This window comes from Bradyrhizobium uaiense (assembly GCF_010811875.1).
Taxonomy (GTDB): Bacteria; Pseudomonadota; Alphaproteobacteria; order Rhizobiales; family Xanthobacteraceae; genus Bradyrhizobium; species Bradyrhizobium uaiense.
On the sequence record NZ_VKHP01000191.1, the window covers coordinates 1 to 19,052 of the forward strand.

The 19,052-nt window shown below is 62.3% G+C and carries 25 protein-coding genes, 10 tRNA genes and 2 pseudogenes; 28 read left to right on the forward strand and 9 right to left on the reverse strand.

What is annotated here, in order from left to right:
- Window positions 1-110, forward strand: a pseudogene (locus tag FNJ47_RS33655) (IS5/IS1182 family transposase); the annotation flags it as partial.
- Window positions 111-122: 12 nt separating this feature from the next.
- Here FNJ47_RS33655 and FNJ47_RS33660 read toward each other — a convergent pair.
- From FNJ47_RS33660 to FNJ47_RS49975, 3 genes are all read right to left on the reverse strand, one after another.
- The gene (locus FNJ47_RS33660) at window positions 123-362 is read right to left on the reverse strand and encodes a hypothetical protein (RefSeq protein ID WP_163160227.1); all 240 of its coding nucleotides are present in this window, start codon (window positions 360-362) and stop codon (window positions 123-125) included.
- 128 nt (window positions 363-490) lie between these two features.
- Window positions 491-706: a hypothetical protein gene (locus FNJ47_RS33665; protein WP_163160228.1), complete on the reverse strand. Its 216-nt coding sequence runs from the start codon at window positions 704-706 to the stop codon at window positions 491-493.
- Window positions 707-863: 157 nt separating this feature from the next.
- The gene (locus FNJ47_RS49975; RefSeq protein ID WP_165445985.1) at window positions 864-1,013 is read right to left on the reverse strand and encodes a hypothetical protein; all 150 of its coding nucleotides are present in this window, start codon (window positions 1,011-1,013) and stop codon (window positions 864-866) included.
- A 244-nt stretch (window positions 1,014-1,257) separates the two neighbouring features.
- On the opposite strand from FNJ47_RS49975, the gene FNJ47_RS33670 reads away from it, so the two are divergent.
- Both FNJ47_RS33670 and FNJ47_RS33675 read left to right on the forward strand, forming a co-directional pair.
- Window positions 1,258-1,449 (forward strand): hypothetical protein, encoded by a 192-nt coding sequence (locus tag FNJ47_RS33670; RefSeq protein ID WP_163160229.1) that lies wholly within the window; start codon window positions 1,258-1,260, stop codon window positions 1,447-1,449.
- A gap of 135 nt (window positions 1,450-1,584) precedes the next feature.
- Window positions 1,585-2,436: a 3-hydroxybutyryl-CoA dehydrogenase gene (locus FNJ47_RS33675; RefSeq protein ID WP_163160230.1), complete on the forward strand. Its 852-nt coding sequence runs from the start codon at window positions 1,585-1,587 to the stop codon at window positions 2,434-2,436.
- 157 nt (window positions 2,437-2,593) lie between these two features.
- Here FNJ47_RS33675 and FNJ47_RS33680 read toward each other — a convergent pair whose 3' ends face one another.
- Window positions 2,594-3,394: a hypothetical protein gene (locus FNJ47_RS33680; protein WP_430649438.1), complete on the reverse strand. Its 801-nt coding sequence runs from the start codon at window positions 3,392-3,394 to the stop codon at window positions 2,594-2,596.
- Between the two features lie 332 nt (window positions 3,395-3,726).
- Here FNJ47_RS33680 and FNJ47_RS33685 point away from each other — a divergent pair, with 332 nt between their 5' ends.
- The 18 genes from FNJ47_RS33685 (at window position 3,727) to FNJ47_RS33765 (ending at window position 9,678) form a co-directional block, all read left to right on the forward strand.
- On the forward strand, window positions 3,727-3,987 hold the full coding sequence (locus tag FNJ47_RS33685; protein ID WP_163160231.1) for a DUF3551 domain-containing protein: 261 nt from the start codon (window positions 3,727-3,729) through the stop codon (window positions 3,985-3,987).
- A gap of 89 nt (window positions 3,988-4,076) precedes the next feature.
- Window positions 4,077-4,241: a hypothetical protein gene (locus FNJ47_RS49980; RefSeq protein ID WP_165445986.1), complete on the forward strand. Its 165-nt coding sequence runs from the start codon at window positions 4,077-4,079 to the stop codon at window positions 4,239-4,241.
- Window positions 4,242-4,263: 22 nt separating this feature from the next.
- On the forward strand, window positions 4,264-4,764 hold the full coding sequence (locus tag FNJ47_RS33690; RefSeq protein ID WP_236000245.1) for a hypothetical protein: 501 nt from the start codon (window positions 4,264-4,266) through the stop codon (window positions 4,762-4,764).
- A gap of 297 nt (window positions 4,765-5,061) precedes the next feature.
- Window positions 5,062-5,256, forward strand: coding sequence for a hypothetical protein (locus tag FNJ47_RS33695; protein WP_163160232.1), 195 nt, complete (start codon window positions 5,062-5,064; stop codon window positions 5,254-5,256).
- A gap of 541 nt (window positions 5,257-5,797) precedes the next feature.
- A complete protein-coding gene (locus FNJ47_RS33700; protein WP_163160233.1) occupies window positions 5,798-5,992 on the forward strand; it encodes a hypothetical protein in 195 nt (64 codons plus the stop codon).
- A 233-nt stretch (window positions 5,993-6,225) separates the two neighbouring features.
- Window positions 6,226-6,300 (forward strand) — tRNA-Val (locus tag FNJ47_RS33705).
- A 5-nt stretch (window positions 6,301-6,305) separates the two neighbouring features.
- Window positions 6,306-6,380, forward strand: a tRNA-Ile gene (locus FNJ47_RS33710).
- An 88-nt stretch (window positions 6,381-6,468) separates the two neighbouring features.
- Window positions 6,469-6,552, forward strand: a tRNA-Leu gene (locus FNJ47_RS33715).
- 4 nt (window positions 6,553-6,556) lie between these two features.
- A tRNA-Asp gene (locus FNJ47_RS33720) sits at window positions 6,557-6,632 on the forward strand.
- Between the two features lie 55 nt (window positions 6,633-6,687).
- A complete protein-coding gene (locus FNJ47_RS33725; RefSeq protein ID WP_163160234.1) occupies window positions 6,688-7,224 on the forward strand; it encodes an HNH endonuclease in 537 nt (178 codons plus the stop codon).
- 32 nt (window positions 7,225-7,256) lie between these two features.
- Window positions 7,257-7,333, forward strand: a tRNA-Arg gene (locus tag FNJ47_RS33730).
- Window positions 7,334-7,357: 24 nt separating this feature from the next.
- Window positions 7,358-7,442 (forward strand) — tRNA-Tyr (locus FNJ47_RS33735).
- A gap of 5 nt (window positions 7,443-7,447) precedes the next feature.
- Window positions 7,448-7,521, forward strand: a tRNA-Gly gene (locus FNJ47_RS33740).
- 26 nt (window positions 7,522-7,547) lie between these two features.
- Window positions 7,548-7,622: transfer RNA gene (locus FNJ47_RS33745), tRNA-Phe, on the forward strand.
- Between the two features lie 49 nt (window positions 7,623-7,671).
- Window positions 7,672-7,746, forward strand: a tRNA-Glu gene (locus tag FNJ47_RS33750).
- A gap of 120 nt (window positions 7,747-7,866) precedes the next feature.
- Window positions 7,867-8,772, forward strand: a complete 906-nt coding sequence (locus FNJ47_RS33755) for a ribonuclease Z (protein ID WP_163160235.1) — start codon at window positions 7,867-7,869, stop codon at window positions 8,770-8,772.
- A 176-nt stretch (window positions 8,773-8,948) separates the two neighbouring features.
- On the forward strand, window positions 8,949-9,194 hold the full coding sequence (locus tag FNJ47_RS33760; RefSeq protein ID WP_163160226.1) for a hypothetical protein: 246 nt from the start codon (window positions 8,949-8,951) through the stop codon (window positions 9,192-9,194).
- 238 nt (window positions 9,195-9,432) lie between these two features.
- The gene (locus tag FNJ47_RS33765) at window positions 9,433-9,678 is read left to right on the forward strand and encodes a hypothetical protein (protein ID WP_163160236.1); all 246 of its coding nucleotides are present in this window, start codon (window positions 9,433-9,435) and stop codon (window positions 9,676-9,678) included.
- A gap of 139 nt (window positions 9,679-9,817) precedes the next feature.
- Here the strand turns inward: FNJ47_RS33765 and FNJ47_RS33770 are convergent, their stop codons facing one another.
- Complete coding sequence (locus tag FNJ47_RS33770) at window positions 9,818-10,273, reverse strand: hypothetical protein (protein ID WP_163160237.1); 456 nt, start codon at window positions 10,271-10,273, stop codon at window positions 9,818-9,820.
- A gap of 932 nt (window positions 10,274-11,205) precedes the next feature.
- Between FNJ47_RS33770 and FNJ47_RS33775 the strand changes: the two genes are divergently transcribed.
- Genes FNJ47_RS33775 through FNJ47_RS33785 form a run of 3 tightly spaced genes read left to right on the forward strand, consistent with a single transcriptional unit; the run spans window position 11,206 to window position 12,536 of the window.
- The gene (locus tag FNJ47_RS33775) at window positions 11,206-11,835 is read left to right on the forward strand and encodes an Arm DNA-binding domain-containing protein (protein WP_163160238.1); all 630 of its coding nucleotides are present in this window, start codon (window positions 11,206-11,208) and stop codon (window positions 11,833-11,835) included.
- Window positions 11,819-12,430, forward strand: coding sequence for a site-specific integrase (locus FNJ47_RS33780; protein WP_163160239.1), 612 nt, complete (start codon window positions 11,819-11,821; stop codon window positions 12,428-12,430). The genes FNJ47_RS33775 and FNJ47_RS33780 overlap by 17 nt, the downstream gene beginning before the upstream one ends.
- On the forward strand, window positions 12,393-12,536 hold the full coding sequence (locus FNJ47_RS33785; RefSeq protein WP_163160240.1) for a hypothetical protein: 144 nt from the start codon (window positions 12,393-12,395) through the stop codon (window positions 12,534-12,536). Before FNJ47_RS33780 ends, FNJ47_RS33785 begins: the two co-directional genes overlap by 38 nt.
- Before the next feature lie 453 nt (window positions 12,537-12,989).
- Here FNJ47_RS33785 and FNJ47_RS33790 read toward each other — a convergent pair whose 3' ends face one another.
- Together FNJ47_RS33790 and FNJ47_RS33795 are read right to left on the reverse strand one after the other, a co-directional pair.
- On the reverse strand, window positions 12,990-14,345 hold the full coding sequence (locus FNJ47_RS33790; RefSeq protein WP_163160241.1) for a D-glucuronyl C5-epimerase family protein: 1,356 nt from the start codon (window positions 14,343-14,345) through the stop codon (window positions 12,990-12,992).
- Between the two features lie 371 nt (window positions 14,346-14,716).
- Entirely contained in the window at window positions 14,717-15,004 is a 288-nt protein-coding gene (locus tag FNJ47_RS33795) for a hypothetical protein (protein WP_163160242.1), read from the reverse strand.
- A 706-nt stretch (window positions 15,005-15,710) separates the two neighbouring features.
- On the opposite strand from FNJ47_RS33795, the gene FNJ47_RS33800 reads away from it, so the two are divergent.
- From FNJ47_RS33800 to FNJ47_RS53345, 4 genes are all read left to right on the forward strand, one after another.
- Complete coding sequence (locus FNJ47_RS33800; protein WP_163160243.1) at window positions 15,711-16,133, forward strand: hypothetical protein; 423 nt, start codon at window positions 15,711-15,713, stop codon at window positions 16,131-16,133.
- A complete protein-coding gene (locus FNJ47_RS33805) occupies window positions 16,130-16,324 on the forward strand; it encodes a hypothetical protein (protein WP_163160244.1) in 195 nt (64 codons plus the stop codon). The genes FNJ47_RS33800 and FNJ47_RS33805 overlap by 4 nt, the downstream gene beginning before the upstream one ends.
- Window positions 16,325-16,395: 71 nt before the next feature.
- On the forward strand, window positions 16,396-17,001 hold the full coding sequence (locus tag FNJ47_RS33810; protein WP_163160245.1) for a hypothetical protein: 606 nt from the start codon (window positions 16,396-16,398) through the stop codon (window positions 16,999-17,001).
- 1,027 nt (window positions 17,002-18,028) lie between these two features.
- Window positions 18,029-18,157: a hypothetical protein gene (locus FNJ47_RS53345; protein ID WP_283811330.1), complete on the forward strand. Its 129-nt coding sequence runs from the start codon at window positions 18,029-18,031 to the stop codon at window positions 18,155-18,157.
- A 15-nt stretch (window positions 18,158-18,172) separates the two neighbouring features.
- On the opposite strand, the gene FNJ47_RS33815 is transcribed toward FNJ47_RS53345, so the two are convergent.
- Window positions 18,173-18,248 (reverse strand) — tRNA-Lys (locus FNJ47_RS33815).
- 178 nt (window positions 18,249-18,426) lie between these two features.
- Window positions 18,427-19,052: pseudogene (locus FNJ47_RS33820) on the reverse strand (glycosyl transferase family 2); the annotation flags it as partial.

Genomic DNA, 19,052 nt, shown 5'->3' on the forward strand with positions numbered 1-19,052 from the left:
GCTTCTCAAAGCTCAAGCAGTTCCGACGTGTCGCAACCCGCTTCGAAAAAACGGCCCGGAATTACCGGGCCGTCGTCACTCTCGCTGCCATTGTTCTATGGATGCGCTAGTGTCCACACCACCTAGACGAGGATCCGGAGCTCCGGCCTGACGAATGCTCTGCCCGCCGGCAAGGGCTGACTAAGTCGTTTGGACATGGCTTGCAGCTGCACGTGCAAATCCGCGTTGCATTGCTTCATCTGGTTGCGTAGTTCGCGGCGGGAGAAGGCGGTGAGCGAGGGGTCCGCAAGTTGCTGCCAGGCTCTGCGCAGCCACTCCTGCAGTTCGCGAATATTCTGGTCCAAACCGTCTGGCTGGGTCATGCAGCCAAATCCCGCCTAGTGGTCAGTTGCAAAGTAACGCTGATTCGCGTCGCTTCACCTAGCGCTATGTTGCGCAGGCGCGTTTGCGGCGGGGGAGATCGGATGCGGCAGGTGCGCCGCTGGCGGAATCAGCGAGCGTCGCCGGGTCCCGTGCGCAGGAAATCCAGCACGATCGGCAATGCGAGGAACAGTGCAGCCATCACTGCGAGCTCACGCGTTTGCGTGGCGGTCAGGCCGAGATCGTCCTGGGCGAGATAGGCAAGCATGATTGCTGTGTATGCGGCGACGCAGATGGCGACGGCGATGCCGGCTAAATCAATCTTGCTGTCGCTCTTGCAGTCCACGGCTGCACCACCTCGTTGCAGGAGTGGTGTAGCGTGGTCCGACTTGAACCAACTATGAGCTGGATCACGGGCGAACGGGACGACGCTGCCAGCTAGCGCAGCAAACGTCGCGAGCCGCCGCAAGGCCGCGGCGATTGAGCCGCTGCCCGCAAGCAGCCTAGCGGGGAAGGCCGAGCTTCGGCTGGACTTTGCGCGGCAGCTCGACCGGGATGTGGGGCGAGGTGCTCACCACACGCGGGCTTCCGTCTGAATGGGTCTGGCCGTTGAGCAATGTCTCGAGCAGCAAAAAGAATTTTTCAGCAAGCATGGGCGTAGCCCTCGTCGTCTAATTTCCTTGTGTCGCGGCGCTCCGCGGAAAATTCGATCAATTAAATGCGAGTAAAGCGATGCTGCGGCCGGGGCCTTGCGTAGGCAATCCGGGCGATTACAGGCGTCCGCGCCGTCAACTCGCCAAGGCTTGCGCGAAATAGTTGCCAAGTCCCTAACGATTACCGCCGCAGCACGTGATGGCACTCACCGTTCCTTCAAGGATGCACGTTAACGATAGGGGTATGGATCGTGACCAGGACATCGACGAAGGATTCGGATCGGCACTGCGCCGCAGCTACGGGCGAATGGCCTGGTGGATCGTGCGGCTCAATCGCGTGTTCGAGCCATCGCGGATGGCCGATCCCCCGCGTACCGATTTGCCGTCGCGCACCGCCGTTCCGCCACGGCGGCCGCTGCCCCCGCGCCCCGAATAAACCTCACCAGGGTACCGTCGTCTCCTGTATCGGCCATCCGGCCGGACTGCTATTCCTGCGCCATCCGCGGACCCCACGGTCCGCCGTTTTGAGGACGCGGCCAATGCGGCCGCGCTAGCCGCGAGGGACAATGCAATGATTGAGACGGTTGGCATTATCGGCGCCGGGACCATGGGCAACGGCATCGCGCAGATCTGCGCGGCAGCGGGGCTCGCTGTCTCCATGGTGGATATCTCCGACGCGGCGGTGCAACGCGGCCTGAAGACGGTCGGGACCAGTCTCGATCGCCTGGTCTCCAAGGAGAAGATGACCGCGGCCGATCGCGACGCGACGCTCGCGCGCATCGATGCCACCACCGACAAGTCCAAGCTCGCCGCCTGCGATCTCGTGATCGAAGCGGCGACCGAGAACGAGGAACTGAAGATCAAGATCCTCAGGGATCTCTGCGCCGGGCTGAAGCCGAGCGCGCTGGTCGCGACCAACACCTCGTCGATCTCGATCACCCGCCTTGCGGCCTCGACCGATCGTCCCGACCGCTTCATCGGAATGCACTTCTTCAATCCGGTGCCGGTGATGGCGCTGCTCGAATTGATCCGCGGCTTGCGGACCTCGGACGACACGGTCGCCAAGGCCGAAGCCTTCGCCAAGCGCGTCGGCAAGGTCGCGATCACGGCGAAGAACAGCCCGGGCTTCGCCGTGAACCGCATCCTGTGCCCGATGATCAACGAGGCGATCTTTGCGCTGCAGGAGGGCATTGCGACCGCGGAGGAGATCGATGCCGGCATGAAGCTCGGCTGCAACCATCCGATCGGCCCGCTCGCGCTCGCCGACCTGATCGGGCTCGACACCATGCTGTCGGTGATGGAGGTGTTTTACACCGGCTTCAACGATCCCAAATACCGGCCGGCGCCGCTGCTGAAGGAGATGGTTGATGCCGGCCATCTCGGCCGCAAGACCGGGCAGGGCTTCTATAGCTACAGCAAGTGAGACCTGCTTCCACCTGACCCCCGTAATCATCCGGGATGGATCGCGCGGACAAGCTCGCGTAACCACGACACCTGATCCGCCACTGAGGCGGGGGACATCAGAAACGAGGCCCGGGCTCCTAGGCACACCGGGCCTCGTTTTTTTGTGGGATCCTGACTCAGTTGGCCGATGCGACCGGCGTGACGCTGGTTTCCTCGGGATCGGTGCCGAACAGGCCGACAAGATACTTGTAGTAGTCCGGCATCTTTTCCTTGAGCGTGGCGCGCGTGTAGGGTTCGTGCTCGGAATCCTTGCCGGCAAGGAAGATGCTCGCTGTCACCGCGAAGAACTCCTGCTGGTTCTTCAACGCGTAGGCTTCCTTGGCGAACAGCTCCTTTGACTTGGCCTGGCTGAGGAAGCCCTTGATTGCCTTGTTCTCATAGCCGCTCGGCAGCAGCCGCGCATGATAGGCGTGAAGGAATTCGTGCAGCAGCACCGGGTCCTTCGCGTAGCGCATCATGTTCGGACGCAACCTGATGATGCCGATGCCGGAATCGAGGGCCAGCGCGAGCGGGTCCGAATTGGTCCACTGCTGCTTGTCGTGATCCCAGATGGTGATGTCGTGGGTCGTGGCGCGGTCCCATTCCGGCGGCGCCAGGCCATAGCAGGCCGCCGCTGCACCTTCGTCGAGACACGCCATCTCGCTCGCGACGATCGGCACCCGATGGAGGAACTGCAACACCTTCGGGCTGAAACCTGCGGTTTCCACGACGTCGAGCTGACGGCGGACCATGTCGGCAATGGTGGTGACGTCCTTGCGGTCGGCGTTTTCGGAGAGATCGAAAACGTAGCCGCGATAGGTCTCGACACCGGTCGGTGCCGAAGCGGACGCATCTGATGATCCCGACGTGCGTGGTCCCGCAACCGCCTGTCCGACCGCAAGTGACAGGATCATTGAAGCAATGAGCGCGCTGCGCATGATTATCCCCCCTTGCGACGAACCTGTCCGGGTGTCGTCGTCCGTTGCGGTGAGCTGCGCCGGAGACTAGGGGAGGCGTCTTGCAGCGCGCTTAAATTGCAGATTTCAACCGCGCGCGTCTGATTAGGTGCCGGTTAACCACATGCCCTCGGTGTCCCCGGGCAGAGCGGCGGCGGACCCTGTGGTCGACGCCGGTCAGCCGGCCTTGTCCATGCCGTGAACGAGCGTTCAGCAAATCTCACAGCTTCTTGAGACGGTGGCTGGAAACCTCGCAGATCTCGCCTGCGTACCTACATCAACGGCTGGGCGCCGATCGAAAAGGAAGCAGGATCATGCGCAGGTCGAATTGGGCAATTCTGGCATTCGCGGCGCTCGGCACCAGCTGGATTGTCGGTTCCGCACAGCCGGCTGGGGCTGATCCCTACGACTACCCCTGGTGCATTCAGGGTAGGCAGGAGGGATATCCCGGCTATTGCGGCTACCAGACCTATGAGCAGTGCCAGGCGTCGGCGTCGGGCCGCAATGCCTATTGCGGCGTCAATCCGCGCGTGGCGTTCAGTCAGCAGCGCGTGCCGCCGCGGGCGGTCCGGTGAGCGGAGCAAGAATATCGGCCGTGCGCCCATCAGGCACGATGGTTGCATTGCCTGTGGTTGGATAATTGGCCCCCTGCGTTGGAGAGGATATGGGCGAGATCATCAGGTTCATTTCGAAATCCGAGCGGGAGCGTGCGCGTCTGATCCGCGAGGCCCGCGCGAACTACGAACGCATCTTTCCGTCGGCCGATTCTGCGGATGCCCAGGGCGCCGCGGTCGACGGCGACGGCAGCGGGGCGTCGTCGAAGCCGTAGCCGCCGTTATTGCCCCCCGAGCATGGACGACCAGGCAGACGCCGCGATGTGGAAACGGATCTGGCAGCAGCTGTGGCAGCCATTGTGGCAGACCTGGACGATCGACAAGCCGGCTGCGCTTGGCGACTGGCTCTGGCAGGTCCTGGTCGTTGAGCTCGCCGCCTTGCTCGACCGGCTGACACTCCGGAAGCTGATTGCGCTGATCCCGCTCGTCATCCTGATCGCCGCCTATCTGCACCGGATTCCGCTTCCTCCCGAATTGATGCTGGTTGGCGACATGCTGGCCTACATCGATATCTTCTCGATGATCTTCCTGGTCGGCTTGTTCACGCGCGTGGCGACGGTCGTGGCCGTCGTCCGGCAGGCCGTCGATTTCGCGCGCGGCATGTTGCGACACGTGCCGGCGGCGCCGTACCGGCTTGGCGTTCGTCATCGCCGCCCAAAGGACAGCATGCGCCGCAGGCGGCTCACCACGACCGATGACGATGATGCTGCCGTCGCTGCAGGTCTGGCGTGGGCATAGTCGGGACCATCTTGGCCTCACTGCTGCGAACTGGAGCAGCAGCGCGAACGGTTCGCCCGCACTCCGGTCAAGACGTCGTGACCGCCGAAGCAAGACCTCCGCATTCCAAAACGGCTGGACGCGCCTGTCGATCCGCACAGCACGCGCCGATCCCCGTCACGGAGCAGTGATTGTCAAATCATGCGTCCAGAAACACTCCGACCAGATCGTCAGGGGCCGGCAACAAACTTGCCAAACTTTCACTAGGTCGCGCGCGCACTGAGATCGAAAATGCAGAACCCGATCGGACGATTCGCAATGACCGAACTCGAGGAGCTCAGATACTTCGAGCACCAATGCCTGGAGATGGCGGAGCAATCCGCACTCCCTGACGCCCGCCGCGCGCTGAATATCCTGGCACGCAACTACGCCAACGCAGCCGAGCTTATCGAGCGCCGCGCCCAATCCGCCAACACCGCGCTCGCGCAACTGTTCCGATGCTTGAGGCTGTGACTGATCGAGGGGGCAACGGCGCGATCCAGCGGACACAGACTCCGTCGCGGCAAACGCGCCATCCGATGCGTTCAGTCATCGATTTTCGCGCGAGTGCGGAAGCGCCGGGCGATTTTTTTCCGGTCATGATGCCGCAGTGGAGGTTACGCGCGACACCCCGATCAAATCGCTCGTGTCCTGAGGGAGTTAGCTGCCGCACCCAACCGCCGGTGGCGCCCCGGAATGGAGGCTCCGCCCGGTGATCGTGCGGAGCAGGGGGCCTTGACGGATTCGCTGACTTCTGCGCATACCGCTGCCCCATCGAATCCGCCGGCAATTGAATTGCCCGCGCTCTGAGGACCGAAACCGTGTTGCGCCTACGCTCGCACATCGTCGCGCTCGCCGCCATCGAACGTCCGTTTACCCGGTCGAGCGATTGGTCGTGCATGTCCGTGACGAAGGATGGTCTGAATTATCTGCCCGGTTCAGGGCTAGCGATACCAGCAAGAGCGTAACCGGCGGCGGGAATTTCACCCTCCGCCAAATCAGGCGGAGAGGGCAGATGGCCCGCACCAAGATTACCACAGGCCTCGAGAACCGTGCCGAGCAGAGGATCTTCTCCTCGCCGGTCGCGCGCGCCTTCGTGCGTATCGTCGTGGCGCGCCGCAAGGTCACCGAGGCCCAGGCCCGCAAGATCTACCTCGATTACCTCAACCGAACCCAGCCGCATCGACGCGGCGAGCGTTCGATTGCGTGAAGCAATTTCGATACGGGATGATCGCCCCCGCGAGGACATAGGGCGATCCGCTGACCGGTACCGGTCTCCTTCAGTGGAGCGGCAAGCGGTGGTTTCAGGCAGCGAAGGTTCTTGTATTGGCCGGGCCAGCCCCGGCCGTTTGTGAAATTTCTCTCGCCGGTGTGGCGCAGCGCGCGCGTGACGCGATCGGTCGGGCGGTAGCTCCTCCGGCCAATTCGGATGCACCAAATTTCGCGCGCTTAGCTCAGCGGTAGAGCGCCTGTCTTACATACAGGATGTCGGCCGTTCGATCCGGTCAGCGCGTACCATCAACGCACGCTAGTCCGACCGGTGAGGGCCTCGCCTGATAAGCGAGTGGCAGTTGGTTCGATTCCAGCAGCGTGCACCAACGCAAAGGAAGGGTCGGTACGACCTTTCCTCCAATGCGAAGGCCTTCGCGCCGCAAGTCAGTCAGCGTTGCGAAGGCTCAAATCTCTGCGGCCGTGGTGGAAACGGTAGACACACGCGCTTGAGGGGCGCGCGCCTCGTGCATCCGAGTTCAAGTCTCGGCGGCCGCACCAAATTGCCTCCGGACCCAGCTGGTGACGGGACTCGACTGTCGATCGAGCATTGGCGGGTTCGATTCCCGTCGGAGGCGCCACACACACACACACGTTCGCAGGACGATGACGCAATCAAATTGATGGAGGTCGACGATGTTCGCCGCAAATCCGGCGCTGGTGTTGAATGCCGACTTCCAGCCGCTGTGCTATTTCCCGCTGTCCTTGTCTGGCTGGGAAGACGCCGTCAGGGCGGTGGTGCGTGGATCGCACGTCGTCGTCGCGGAATACGACCAGGTCATCCGCAGCCCGTCGACGGTGATGCGGTTGCCGTCGGTGATCGCGTTGCGCGCGTACGTGAAGCCGCAGACGCGGGTTGCGTTCACGCGCTTCAACGTCTTCCTCCGCGATCGCTTTCGCTGCCAGTATTGCGGCGTGCAGCACCTCCGCGGAGAGCTCACCTTCGACCACGTTGTGCCTCGGGCCGATGGCGGGCAGACGTCCTGGACCAACATCGTCGCAGCGTGCAGTCCCTGCAACATGCGGAAGGACCGGTTTCGTCAGAAGCCGTTGCGAGAGCCGTTCGAGCCGACGCAGCATGACCTCGTGGCGGCGCAGCGTCTGTTTCCGCCGAACTTCCTACACGAGTCCTGGACGGACTATCTGTACTGGGACGTCGAACTCGAAAAGTGACGGCCGGCGGCGAGTTGCCGCCGGCTGGCTGTTGCCCCGTAGCTCAGTGGATGAGAGCGCCGCCGTGCGGAGGCGGAGGTCGCACGTTCGAGTCGTGCCGGGGCAGCCATATTTTGGGGTAACGCCGAGTTTTGGGTAACGCCAAGTCTGGGGACTGAGCGGGCCTGTAAAGCCCGCGCCTGTGCGCCTGCCTGGTTCGATTCCAGGGTTACCCACCAAATCCGCGGACAAGAGATTGCGGTCGTCGGCGGGAGTGCCACTCTTGCAGCCCGAGTTCGACTCCCGGTGTCCGCACCATCAACTTGTGCAACCTCCCAAACCTCGCCCGGATAGCTCAGCGGTAGAGCGGCACGTTGAAGGCGTGCGCGTCAGTGGTTCGATTCCATTTCCGGGCACCATCCCAAATCGGCAGCGAGCGGAGCTGCCGCGCGCCTTCAAACCGAACATGCTGCCATCGTCTAGCGGTCAGGATAACCGGTTTTCAGCCGGTTGACGCGGGTTCGAGTCCCGCTGGCAGTGCCACCGTTATCCTTGTCGTCGTCAGGAGCATCGAGGCGCTTGAATACGCAGGGCGAGACTGCCATCAGATGCTTCATCCCGGTGGCAGGGAGCCGTCGGCTGGCGACAACAACAGGTGTTGCGATGTTCGCGCTGACTTTTCTGGGAACGTCGGCAAGCGTGCCGTCTTCCGAGCGCAATCACCCGGGCCTCCTCGTCGAGGCGGGCGGCACGCGGATTCTGGTCGATTGCGGCGAGGGGACGCAGCGCCAGTTGCTGCGGAGTGGCGCCGGCTTTCGGCGGCTTGACCACCTGTTGCTGACCCACGGGCATTTCGATCATGTGCTCGGCATTCCCGGGCTGTTTTCGACTCTCAGGTTGCGGCAAAGTCCGGATGCCATGACCGTTCATGGCGGGCCCGGCACGCTCGATGTCGTGGTGCGCATGCTGGCAGGGCTGTGGGGCGAAGGCAGAGCGCCGATCCCGCTCGATCTGGTGCCGTTGACCGAGGGCCGCGTCATCGACGCCGGCGAATTCACCATCGATTGTTTCCCGGTCCGTCACCGGGACACCGACAGTTTCGCGTTCTCCTTCCAGAGCGCGATACGCCGGCACCTCCTCTCCAACCGGCTGCTGGCGCTGCGCGTGCCGGATGGGCCCATTCGGAAGGAGCTCGCGGAGGGACGGCAGGTGAGGTTGGACGACGGCCGCACCATCGATCCGGAGCAGGTGCTTGGTCCCGCCGAAGGACGAAAGAAGCTCGTCATTGTCGGTGATACCGAAACCACCGAGGGGCTCGCCGAACACGTTGGAGATGCCGACGTGCTGGTGATCGAGGCGACGTTCCTCGCGCGTGACGCAGCCACCGCGCGTGAGTACGGACATTTGACGGTAAGCGAAGCAGCCGCGCTTGCGGCAACGAGCGGGGTCAAGCAACTCGTCCTCACGCACATCTCGGGCCGCTACGCCGACGAGGACATTCTGGCGGAGGCGACGAGCGTCTTCCGGAACACCCGGGTCGCCATCGACTTCGACCGCATCACGATCTGAGTGTTGGCGGCCTGCATGTTCCCGGAAGCGTAACGCTGTCGAGAGTTCCTCGACATCACCCGTTGATCGTGTCGACCTCGCCACGATGTTGAACAGGTGTTCAGGAAAGTTCCGAACTTGTTCCTGCAACATGCGCGGACGCCAGTCGTTATCACCCGTACTGGAAGGAGGATGTCATGACGAAGCTTACTTACGCACTTGCCGCCGTTGCGGCACTCTCGATCGCGGCACCAACCATTGCCAGCGCACAGGGGGTGGGCGTCTATATCGGCGGCGACCGCGACTACTACGGCCATCGCTATGACGGTCCGCGCGTGTACCGGGACTACGACCGTGGCTGGCACCATGGCTGGTACAACCATCATCGCGACTACTATCGCGACCGCGGCTTCGTGGTCCGTGGTCATGACTGGGACGACTAGCAAGTCCTGAGCGCCAAATCCTGAGCACATGGTGCTGCATTACGAAAAGGGCCTCGCTTCGGCGGGGCCCTTCCTTGTGGGCGGGCGCCACGAAGCGGCGACGCCGCGCCAACAACGCTTCGTTAACCCGACTCACGCAACCTCGTTCTTGGCCGTCTGGATGGGCCGCTAGCAGAAGGCCGCCACGGGAAGTTACGTGGCGGCTTTTTGCGTCTGACAGAGCTGAAGGAGACGACCGATGGACTACGGCGCCTTCACCGACGCCAGCCTGAAGATGATGTACGAAGCCGTCCGCGGCGCGCTCAGGGCCGACGATGAATTCGAGGCCAACGGCGAAGATCCGAAATTCCGGGTCCGCGCCACGCCCGAATGGAAACGCCACGCCGGCAGTCTCGAGTCGGAGATGCTGAAGCGCGGGCTTCAGGTCGAGATCATCGACTGGACAGGCGGTCAGGGCGAGCTGCCGCTGACGGTCGATCCGTGACCGTGCAGCGGTGCCGGCATTTGCGATGATGGAGCACCGGCACGGCTGCAACTTTGTCATCCCCAGCGGCGTGAAGTTCGGTTGACGCTGATCTAGTCGCGGTGCTGAAGCACGCCCGATTGATTCCGCAGCTCTCAGGCTATCCTTTGGGAATCGGTTTCCCTCCCGCAGGGCCTATCGGCTTGGGACCGGCCAGGGGCGGCGGGCTGATGGATGGGAAAGGGATCTGATCGGCTTCGTTGGTCGATTTTTCCGGTCGTTTCCTGGGACGAACCTCATCGTCCAATGACGGGCAAATCTTCTCCCAGCCTGGACCATAGGTCGTGTTGAGAAAATCGATCTGATCTGTCTCGAAGGTCTGCACAATCCGCTGTCTGCTGCAGGCAGAGACGGTTGCGCTTCTTGGCTCTTTGCCCAGGGGACCTGTCAGCGAATAGCGCAGTGTCACCGGTGCGCCGCAGCGATTGACGACGGTCCACGTCTGCAAGGAGCCGTCCTTGGTTTTGATGGGGCCCGTGAGGCAGCTCTGTGCGTTGGCAGTTGCGGCAAGTACGCAAGGCACGAGCCAAACTGCGACTGCCCCGGCAAATTTCATGTGCTGGCTCCTGACATCGCACCGAAATCAAAGGCTGGAGCACTGTTCACGCACGGAGAACCACGGAAACAATCCGTGTGCTCATATTTGCGCGGATTGCCGGCGCTGTTGCCGCGACGATACAGAGCTACCCGCGCAACGGTGCTAACCAGCCTGCATCTGAACCAAGATGAGGTTGCGTCGTGTCGGGATCTGATCGTTGGAACGGTACGAATAGTCCTTACCCGTCTGCCCAAGAGCCGCAGCTGCGCGTCGAGCAGCAGCAGTTCGACCATTATCACAGGTTCGACGACGCCATCTCGCGATCGGCGCAGAGTGTCTCGAGAACCGTGATCTGGGACCGCTACAACCCGCCGGTTCGTTAATTTTGGTCAGCGGCCGGGCATCTGTCGGCGGCGGCATGCTGTTCTGACTGTCCCGAAAAAGTACGCCGCCGGGCCCGAAATGGTTTGTCCCGGCGGCGCCCTGTTTCAATCTGGGGACTGCAATCCCAGCACAGAACGAAATCGCAAGTTCAGTGCCAGTCGGATCAGCCTGGCTCAGGTTTGCCGGCCAGCGTTCATCACATCGGCTACTATCGCGGCAGCGAAGTAGGCCATGCCGAGCACGCCCAGTGTGCATGGTGTGTGCGCGATCCGAACCGACTTCCGGCTGGCTTGGGTCTGTTTCTGTCTTAAGTGATTGATTTAATTTGGTGAGCGCGGAGGGACTCGAACCCTCGACCCCATGATTAAAAGTCAAACTGGCGCGTTCTGGCTAAGTCTTTGGCGGAGAGTCGGTTTTCGCCGAGGCCGCAAAAATCCCCCATAATTTCAGTATCTTTCGGCGAAATCTGTTGACGCCGAATTGAACGTCGCAGAATCTCGCACCTGTTTCGAGGCGCCCACACAGTGCCCACACGGGGCGGGATGCAGCAGATCAGCTAGAAGGCCGTGGCCGGACTGCCAGCGCCGGCGAAAGGCAACAAGGTCCATTTCTTCAGCGGCGCGACGTTGCAGGGCAAGAAGGCCCCGGCCGGGTTCGGCGTCCGCGTCACCGCCGGCGGGACCAAATCTTTCGTGCTGTTCCACCGGGTCGACGGGCGCAAATACCTCGAAACGCTCGGCCGATGGGACGAGAACCCGCAGGGCGGGACGCTGACGGTCCGGGACGCGATCATCAAGGCGGACAAGGTTGCCAAGGACCTGAAGAACGGCCGACGCGAGGATCCGCGGCCGGAGCGCACCCGGCGCCTCGAGGATGGCGACAACCCCGAGGGGCTGAAGATCGGCGGCGCGTTCGATCCTGACGCCGAGGAGGCGGATCGGGAGCAGAAGCATCCCGGCCTGCTGGACATGTTCGTCGAGCGCTACTGCCACAAGGAAAAGGACCTCAAGAGCGCGGATCAGTATGCCAGCACATTCCGGCGCCTGGTCGCGCCTGACATTGGCGATTTGCCCGTGTTCGGTGAGGGCCGGCTGCGCCGTTCGCGGAGGCCAGCGTCCGGTCGGCCATCACCGGCCCGTTCTCGTCCTCGATCTCGTCCAGCATGTCGACGATGTGCGCGTGCGGAAGGCGTTTAACTGGTTCCAGGCCCGGAACGAGGATTTCACCAACCCCATCGTGAAGGGCATCCTGGCCGTCGGCAACAACGCGCGCGATCGCGTGCTGTCCGACGAAGAGCTGCGCGACGTGTGGGCGGCGCTGGACGTCGTCGAGGACGTGCCGGCCTGCTATCCGCGGTTTGTCAAATCGCTGCTGCTGACGACCACGCGTCGCAACGAGGCAGCGCTGATGCATTCCAGCGAGCTCGATGGCGACGACTGGACGATCCCGGCTGACCGCTACAAGACCGGCATCGACCAGATCATCCCGTTGAGCGCTGCCGCGCGCGACCTCGTCGGTGCCAAGCCCGAAGGCGCCAAGGGCAATTCGTGGTTCGTGTTCACGACCACCGGCGGCGCGAAGGGCTTCACCGGTTTCAGCAAGGCCAAGCGCGAGCTCGACAAGGCGATCGGCACGAATCCGCGCGGAGAGCGAGCGCGGACCAATGCCGCATTGGGTTTTGCACGACCTGCGGCGCACCGGCCGCTCGCTGATGTCCCGCGCCGGCGTGCCGGCCGACCGTGCCGAGCGGTGTTTGGGACACGTGATCGGCGGCGTCCGCGGGGTCTATGATCGGTACGCATATCTCGACGAGAAGCGGGAAGCCTTCAAGAAGCTTGCGGGCCTGGTTGCGCTGATCCTGAAACCGCAGCCCGCCGGCGCGGCCGCGGAGGTTTGACACGGGCGCTGCTGACGATCTTGGTCTGACGCCGGCCGCGCGTGCAGAATACCAGCGGCGTCTCTCCGCGCTGTTTGCCGAGTGTTGCGTCATCGTCGGTGAGAAGGAGGCGGCTAGGCTCTTTCGAGCGATAGCGCGAGCGCGCCCAGCGGCGCCACAAAGCAAGCCGCGGCGAGCCCCGCCGCAGAAGTTGTTCCAGCACGCTCGTCACCGGCCGTTCGGTCTCGAACACCTCATCCAACCTCGTGAACAATGGCACCGGTACCGTCAGCACCGGGCTGCTAACGGTCTGAGCCAATGGGCGGCTCGCTGTCAGCGGTCGCCCTTGTCGAACATGTCCCGAAACCCGCGCGGAAGCCGCGGCACGTCGTCACCGGGTTTGTTGCATTTGGGGCAGGGGATGCCGCACCAGTCAGCCTCACGCTGCCCGCAAGCGCTGAGAAAAGGCAAGGATTATTTAGGCCAGTAGACGTCCGAGATGCGCCAGTTCTCGGCGTGAGCGAGCATCCGGCGGTCCTTGGTGATGATCCCGAGCTGGGCCGCCCATCGCTTCATCGGAACCAGATAGTCGTCGGTCGTGATCAGCCACTGGTAGCGAGCATTGATGATGCGGCCGTCCGCGCTCGTGCACTGGTCTGCCTTGTTCACCAGGCTATAGGCGAGCTGCGCGGCAAATCGCATCATCTGCGCGTCGTCGAGTAGCACCGCTGTGTTGTAGACTGCGATGGCGGCCACCATTTCGCCGTCCAGCACCCCGATGTTCGGGTCCACTGGAACATCTGATGGATATTCAGCGACGAATATCCCGGCACCGTCGTGGTAAAGGGCGCCGCCTTGGTCAGCTGGCAATCTCATCCACGCGACCGCAGCACGCGCGATTTCGGCGTAGCGCTCCTCGCCGGTCAGGCGAAACATGATCGCAGCAGAGTTTGCGATCGTGCCGTTGCTATAGCCGGAGAACCATGGCGCTTTCAGCTTACCGCCCCAGGCAAGCGTGAAATCGTAGGTATTGGGCCATGCGGCGACACCGGGTTTGATCTCCACCTTGGCCGGAAACACGTATTCATCGAACACGCGTTGGGCTGCAGCTACGGTGGTCCCGCGGACGCTCTCGTCAACGCCGGCCACGGCCAGTCCGAGCAACATCGCAACAAGATGATTGCCTGCGGTGACGGGGTGAATTGAAGTTTTCGAGATTGGCGCGCTATAGACGTCGGCCAGCGCCTTGCCATCGATCTCTTTCGCACCAGCCGCAGCCGCATTGCCATTGTTCCCGAAAACGAGCATGACGGAATGGCCGTCGATTGATCCCATCACTTCGCCGAGCGGCCGCTCAGCCGGGACCGTCTCAGTGATGAACGCTCGCAGCGGCATGTATCCGACAAGCTGATCCCATGCGCGGCGGACTTTCACGAACGTGGTTCCGGCCCGCATGTCGTGGAATTGATCATCCATGACATCGAGCTCGTCGCCCGATTTGAGCGGATATCCCTCGGACCACATGACGGGGTGATCGGCCGGACTCAGTTGCTCGGCGCGCAGCATCTCGCCGCGTTCCGCCACGAAGCGCACGCGCCGAACAAGCTGCGGCTGGTAGCCATGGTCGGGCGCGACGACATTGGAAAGGCCGAGATAGGGATCGCGCGCGAGCATCGGCGAGGCGTTGGATACAGGCGCTGGAACCGACATCGATTTTTGCAGGGCGGCCACAGTCTGCCCCAGCGCAATATTCTGCTGCCTGAGATGGTAAACTCCAACCGCAAGCGCGCACAGCGCGACCCCACCGAAAATTCTATCCAGATACCGCATGCCGGGCAGTTACCACCGCAGCGGGCAGGTGCAAATGCGCCGAATTGCGGATGCGTTGTCCCCAGCGAAGGGGCAAGTCTCGCTGGCCGCTTCTTTGGCCGTGGCTCGCCAACTCAGGCAAGCGGGCTTGCGGCGCCAAGGCATGCCCGACTGATTCCGCACCAGCGGAGTGGACGCAAATTATCAATCCCTTGGGGCAAGGAACAGCGGCGACCTACTGCGCGTCGCAGGTGTGCAAAAAAGGACGGCCCGGCCGTGGGGTAGTCTATGGGTGGCCGAGCCGTCTAAAGCCGAAGTGTTTCCGGCCGCCACCATGAGCGCTTCAGATTCGGGCGGCACGAGGGCGCGCAATTCGAGGTCGGCTGGGGTGATCACTTTGCCAGCTCCGCCAGCTTTAGTATTTCGACGACGATCTCACGCCGCTCCGATGTGTCGTTTGATCGATTGAACTTATCTTCCAGCACTTGGAAGGTTGTTCTGATCAGCGCGTCATCGAGCACGACCGGCAATTTATCCACAGCGTGGAATCCGGCAGCCGCGGCCTCCTCAAACCCAGCCGAGAATGCCTTCTTAAAGGCCTCGCGATCGGGCAGAAGACGCGTGATCTTCGGCTCAATGGACGCGCTGAAGGCATGTCCGAAAACAAGAAACATACTCATACCGCACCGCCGTTACGAGGGCGCGGCCTCGGCCATGGGCTCGTTGAGGGTCAACTCAGCCGAGACCGCGCTTGCCTCGCCGCCGCAGGCATATCGATCGTGGTTTGCCATCATGACCGCGCTCGGGCCGGACAATGGCGCGACCATGGTTCTCCACGATGATCACCGTTATCGACTAGGTGTGCGCGAGATAGTGAATGACAAAGATCGTTCCGGCGATCACCAGGACGGTGCCGGTGATCGAAAATAGAACCCGTAGCGCGTTGTTCACTTCCTTGTCCCCAGCCCGATCTCGACCAGCCGGCGGATGGCTTCGGAGCGAACGGCATCGTTGTCAGTGCCCCAAGCGTCGATTTGCTCAATCAAGGCAGAAGGCATCCGGACAACCACTTGGGGATCTTTCCCCGTGGCTGGGCGCCCCCGACGTTTTTTAGGTATTACCCTTATTGACTTCTTCATGTTTTAGGCATTACCCTAAAAGCGAGCCGAGTGGAAGGTGACGCTTCCGACCTCGGCTCTAACCTCAACCGTGAAGGACACTTATCAACATGATCGAAGCTGACAGCGTGCATAGCACGCCACCCATAAACTCGTCCTCAAGCAACGTCCTCAAATTCCCCTATGACGCCTCCCGCCGCGTCTATTCCCGGCGCTCTCGCCGATCCAAGAACGGCACTCCGGAGGAACGAGCGGCAGCGAATCCGAAATGATCGTGCAGCGGCGGCCGCAAGAACCTCAAACCGAGACCGCCAAGAATGCCAGGCTGCGCGAGCAGCGCAGGGATGCGTGGAAAGCCGCGGAAGCGCGAACGGCATATTGGCGGGCCCGGATGGACATGCACAGCGCTATCGATCGCGCGGAGGCGTGGAAAGGCTACTCCAAGGCAAAACTCTTGGAGATGCATCCCGATCATGATGATGAGATAGAACACTGGATGTTGCTGGTGGCCTGTTACAGGAAGGCCTTGGGGGTGCAGCTTTTGACCCCAGCCCATCGTGCCGCCGACATCGAGTGGAAGCGGAAGGTACTGGCGGCCGGCGGACGCAAATACACCGACGTCACGGACCGTGACATCGAGAACTCGATCCGGCGAAAGAGGCTCGGTCAGGAGCGGAGACCGCAGCAATGACCATCATTGAAATGCGGCTACCCGATCGTTTCGAGAACGAGGCGGACATCACGGACATCGTTCTGCCGATTGATTTGCTCGTCGTGTTGTTGGCGCAGCCTGACGCGGAGACGGCCATCGACGGGATGCACCGCGTCACGCAGATCATCTCGGATCGTGCTCACGCGCTTCGGGAGCGGCTCCTGAAATGAAGCGCCGTCGGCGATCGCACCGGAAGCGCAACCGGCAGCGGCTGGCGGCACACCGCAGACGGAGGCGGTAGTTGTCCACAACCTCGGCGCTAGCCGGCCTTGCGCTGCCAGCGCCGAGGTTCACCATCCTAGACATGAAGCAGCAGCCGAACAAAAAGGTGCCAAATGCCTTCCACGTGTTTCAGCACGCTTGTCGATTCCTAAGCACTGAACAATATCTCAGCAATGGCCCGGGCGATAACGATTGGAGGGGGAACATCGCACTTCCCACGCTCGTGCTGTCTGCGTTCGCCGCGGAACTCTTCCTAAAGTGCCTTCTTATTCTGGAGACCGAAAAGGCGCCCGCGAATACGCACCAACTTCACGTGCTTTTCCGTCAGATCAGTCACCAGCGGCAACGCCGCATCATCGAACTCTGGGACGTAGAGGGGCGTCCCAAGATCTTGGGTATCGCCCTAATACACAATCTCCCGTTGGACCTTCCGAATGCCATCGACAGGTGCAGCCGCGCGTTTGAGCGCATCCGTTATGGATATGAAGCCGATTGGGACGACGTGGTGTATTACATCGATCTGCCGAGGATCACCTACAAGGTCATTCTTGAAATCCGATCGGACTGGCGTCCGACGATCACGCCACCGTCGCCGGCCCCGCCACAACCGCTGAGCCAGGGCTGAGGGAACGGGTCAACAACGAGAGCGCGGGGCTAGGGCCCCCCGCTACTTGGCGCCCGCAACGCGAGGACGTTCGCCCCCGTGATTAAGTTTGCCCAGTCCCGCATGAGGGCGCGCCGCTTCTCGAGCTCTTGCCCGCGCTGGTACGCCGCGGTGGTCTCGTTCTTGTACTTGTGGGCGAGGGCTGCTTCGCGGACCTGAGCGAAGCCGTGTGCGTGCGCTGATGATGAGGATCCGGCTCAGGATCGCGCGGCGGCGATTGTCCGGGCGGTAGGCTGGCGCGGCAAGGTTGTTCGGGCTCGTGCCCTGGCGGTGAGTGTTCCGGCCGCGCAAATCTTGCGGCCCACCGCTGCGCGATCTTTCGTTCAACGTCCAAAGGGACAGTGCTCATGGCTCGATCTCGGTCTTGGACCTGCCCCGGTACTGCGCCTCAACTTACAGCTAGTGCAAAAGCTCCTATTTGATCTGCAACAAACTCCACGAAAAAGACGCCCCCGGTCTTCACCCCCGGCGGCGGTTTCTTCCTGAATTGCAGGCTCATGATCGCGCGCTGTTCGCGAGCTGGCAGCGATCGGCAGCGGCATGATGTTCTAAAAATTGAGGGCCCGGCGGTTCACGCCCGGCGGGCTTTCTCTCAAGGCGTGAGATGACACGTCGTTACGAAGACAGCCTTGCTGCACTGCCATTCGCTGCCGAGCGCGGCACTTGAGACGGAGCGCGGTGCGCTCATCGCCAGCCCAGCAACGATCCCGGCCAGCGCAGTTGCGACTACCAGCATGCGCACTTTATGATTCCACAGTGAGCCCGTCATAGCCATCGCTCCTTCTGGAGGCGGTTACGTTAAGCTTGGTTTATTTCTGGACGGTTTCGTGCAATCGGAAAATGGTTTCGTGCCGAGCCGAGTTAGGTCTTGCCGGTCTTTTGGACCTTGACCGCGAATCCCCGCGGGAGTCTGATCCGCCGCCATGGGATCCGAGATCGACGACTATCGGCGCCTTGAGCGCATCTGCCGACAGGACGCGGAGAGGCGGTGCTGCCCGAGAGCCGGGCGGCGCTGCTAGTCATGGCCGGCCGGTATCGGGTCGCGGTCGCGCGCCTGGAGCAGCGCAACGCGTTTGCCAACACGATGGATTTCGGCGCTGATCAGATTTTCATCTAAGCTATTGAATTTGCTTGGTGAGCGCGGAGGGACTCGAACCCTCGACCCCATGATTAAAAGTCACGTGCTCTACCGCCTGAGCTACGCGCTCACTCACCTGAACATCCGATCCGGACCGAGCGGTGAAACCGCTCCGGATCATGCTTCAGCCCGCGCTGTGTAGGGGGCGGGGCCCATCGGGTCAATAGCCGAGGGACGGTCAATTGTGCACCGTTGCGGCGGATTTGCTGTTCCGGCCCGTGAGGTTAGGGCCGTTTCTTGAAGTCGGCTCAGCTGTCGTGGCGGATTTCCGAGCCGACCGGCTGCTGCGGGGCGGCGACCGAGGGCAGGCTGACCGGGCGCAACCCGATCAGTTCCGCGGTGCGGATGGCGCTGTTGCGCCAGAACGCGAACTCGTTGATCCGCGAATTCTCCAGGATTGCGATCGCGACCGCCGCCAGGAATGGCAGGCTCTGCAACACCAGGACGCCGGCGAAGATGTAGATCTCGCGCACCTGCTTGTAGCCGTTGGTCACGACCAGCACGGTCGCGCCGATCAGCAGCAGCACGCCGATCACAGCTTCCCAGAACGCCTGGAATTCGATCGACATCCGCGACAGGCCGCCCTTGGAGGTGCGGGCGAAGGCGAGATGTTCGGTGATCAGGCCCTGCGCCACCGCGCGCGACACCGTCCACTGCACGCTCATCGCCGCGATCATGGCGCCTAGCATCTGGCCGGCCTTGATGTTCACGCGCAGCCGGTAGAGCGCGACGAAATGCACCAGCGAGACGGCGAAGGAAGCGATGATCGGCAGCGTCAAAATCTTGTCGGGGATCGCGATGTCGGCGAAGGCGACGATCGGCACCCAGATCAGATTGAGGATCGCGACCACGACGCCGAGGCTTTCGGCGCCCA

Bases quoted from the DNA above. Each gene is read 5' to 3' on its own strand.
- FNJ47_RS33700 (WP_163160233.1), top strand. From the start codon at position 5,798: ATGGCCCGCACCAAGATTACCACAGGCCTCGAGAACCGTGCCGAGCAG.
- FNJ47_RS33670 (WP_163160229.1), top strand. From the start codon at position 1,258: ATGGATCGTGACCAGGACATCGACGAAGGATTCGGATCGGCACTGCGC.
- FNJ47_RS33770 (WP_163160237.1), bottom strand. From the start codon at position 10,273: ATGAAATTTGCCGGGGCAGTCGCAGTTTGGCTCGTGCCTTGCGTACTT.
- FNJ47_RS33660 (WP_163160227.1), bottom strand. From the start codon at position 362: ATGACCCAGCCAGACGGTTTGGACCAGAATATTCGCGAACTGCAGGAG.
- FNJ47_RS33680 (WP_430649438.1), bottom strand. From the start codon at position 3,394: ATGCGCAGCGCGCTCATTGCTTCAATGATCCTGTCACTTGCGGTCGGA.
- FNJ47_RS33805 (WP_163160244.1), top strand. From the start codon at position 16,130: ATGACCATCATTGAAATGCGGCTACCCGATCGTTTCGAGAACGAGGCG.
- FNJ47_RS33725 (WP_163160234.1), top strand. From the start codon at position 6,688: ATGTTCGCCGCAAATCCGGCGCTGGTGTTGAATGCCGACTTCCAGCCG.
- FNJ47_RS33675 (WP_163160230.1), top strand. From the start codon at position 1,585: ATGATTGAGACGGTTGGCATTATCGGCGCCGGGACCATGGGCAACGGC.
- FNJ47_RS49975 (WP_165445985.1), bottom strand. From the start codon at position 1,013: ATGCTTGCTGAAAAATTCTTTTTGCTGCTCGAGACATTGCTCAACGGC.
- FNJ47_RS33765 (WP_163160236.1), top strand. From the start codon at position 9,433: ATGGACTACGGCGCCTTCACCGACGCCAGCCTGAAGATGATGTACGAA.
- FNJ47_RS33760 (WP_163160226.1), top strand. From the start codon at position 8,949: ATGACGAAGCTTACTTACGCACTTGCCGCCGTTGCGGCACTCTCGATC.
- FNJ47_RS49980 (WP_165445986.1), top strand. From the start codon at position 4,077: ATGGGCGAGATCATCAGGTTCATTTCGAAATCCGAGCGGGAGCGTGCG.
- FNJ47_RS33795 (WP_163160242.1), bottom strand. From the start codon at position 15,004: ATGAGTATGTTTCTTGTTTTCGGACATGCCTTCAGCGCGTCCATTGAG.
- FNJ47_RS33800 (WP_163160243.1), top strand. From the start codon at position 15,711: ATGATCGTGCAGCGGCGGCCGCAAGAACCTCAAACCGAGACCGCCAAG.
- FNJ47_RS33695 (WP_163160232.1), top strand. From the start codon at position 5,062: ATGACCGAACTCGAGGAGCTCAGATACTTCGAGCACCAATGCCTGGAG.
- FNJ47_RS33690 (WP_236000245.1), top strand. From the start codon at position 4,264: ATGGACGACCAGGCAGACGCCGCGATGTGGAAACGGATCTGGCAGCAG.
- FNJ47_RS33685 (WP_163160231.1), top strand. From the start codon at position 3,727: ATGCGCAGGTCGAATTGGGCAATTCTGGCATTCGCGGCGCTCGGCACC.
- FNJ47_RS33790 (WP_163160241.1), bottom strand. From the start codon at position 14,345: ATGCGGTATCTGGATAGAATTTTCGGTGGGGTCGCGCTGTGCGCGCTT.
- FNJ47_RS33755 (WP_163160235.1), top strand. From the start codon at position 7,867: ATGTTCGCGCTGACTTTTCTGGGAACGTCGGCAAGCGTGCCGTCTTCC.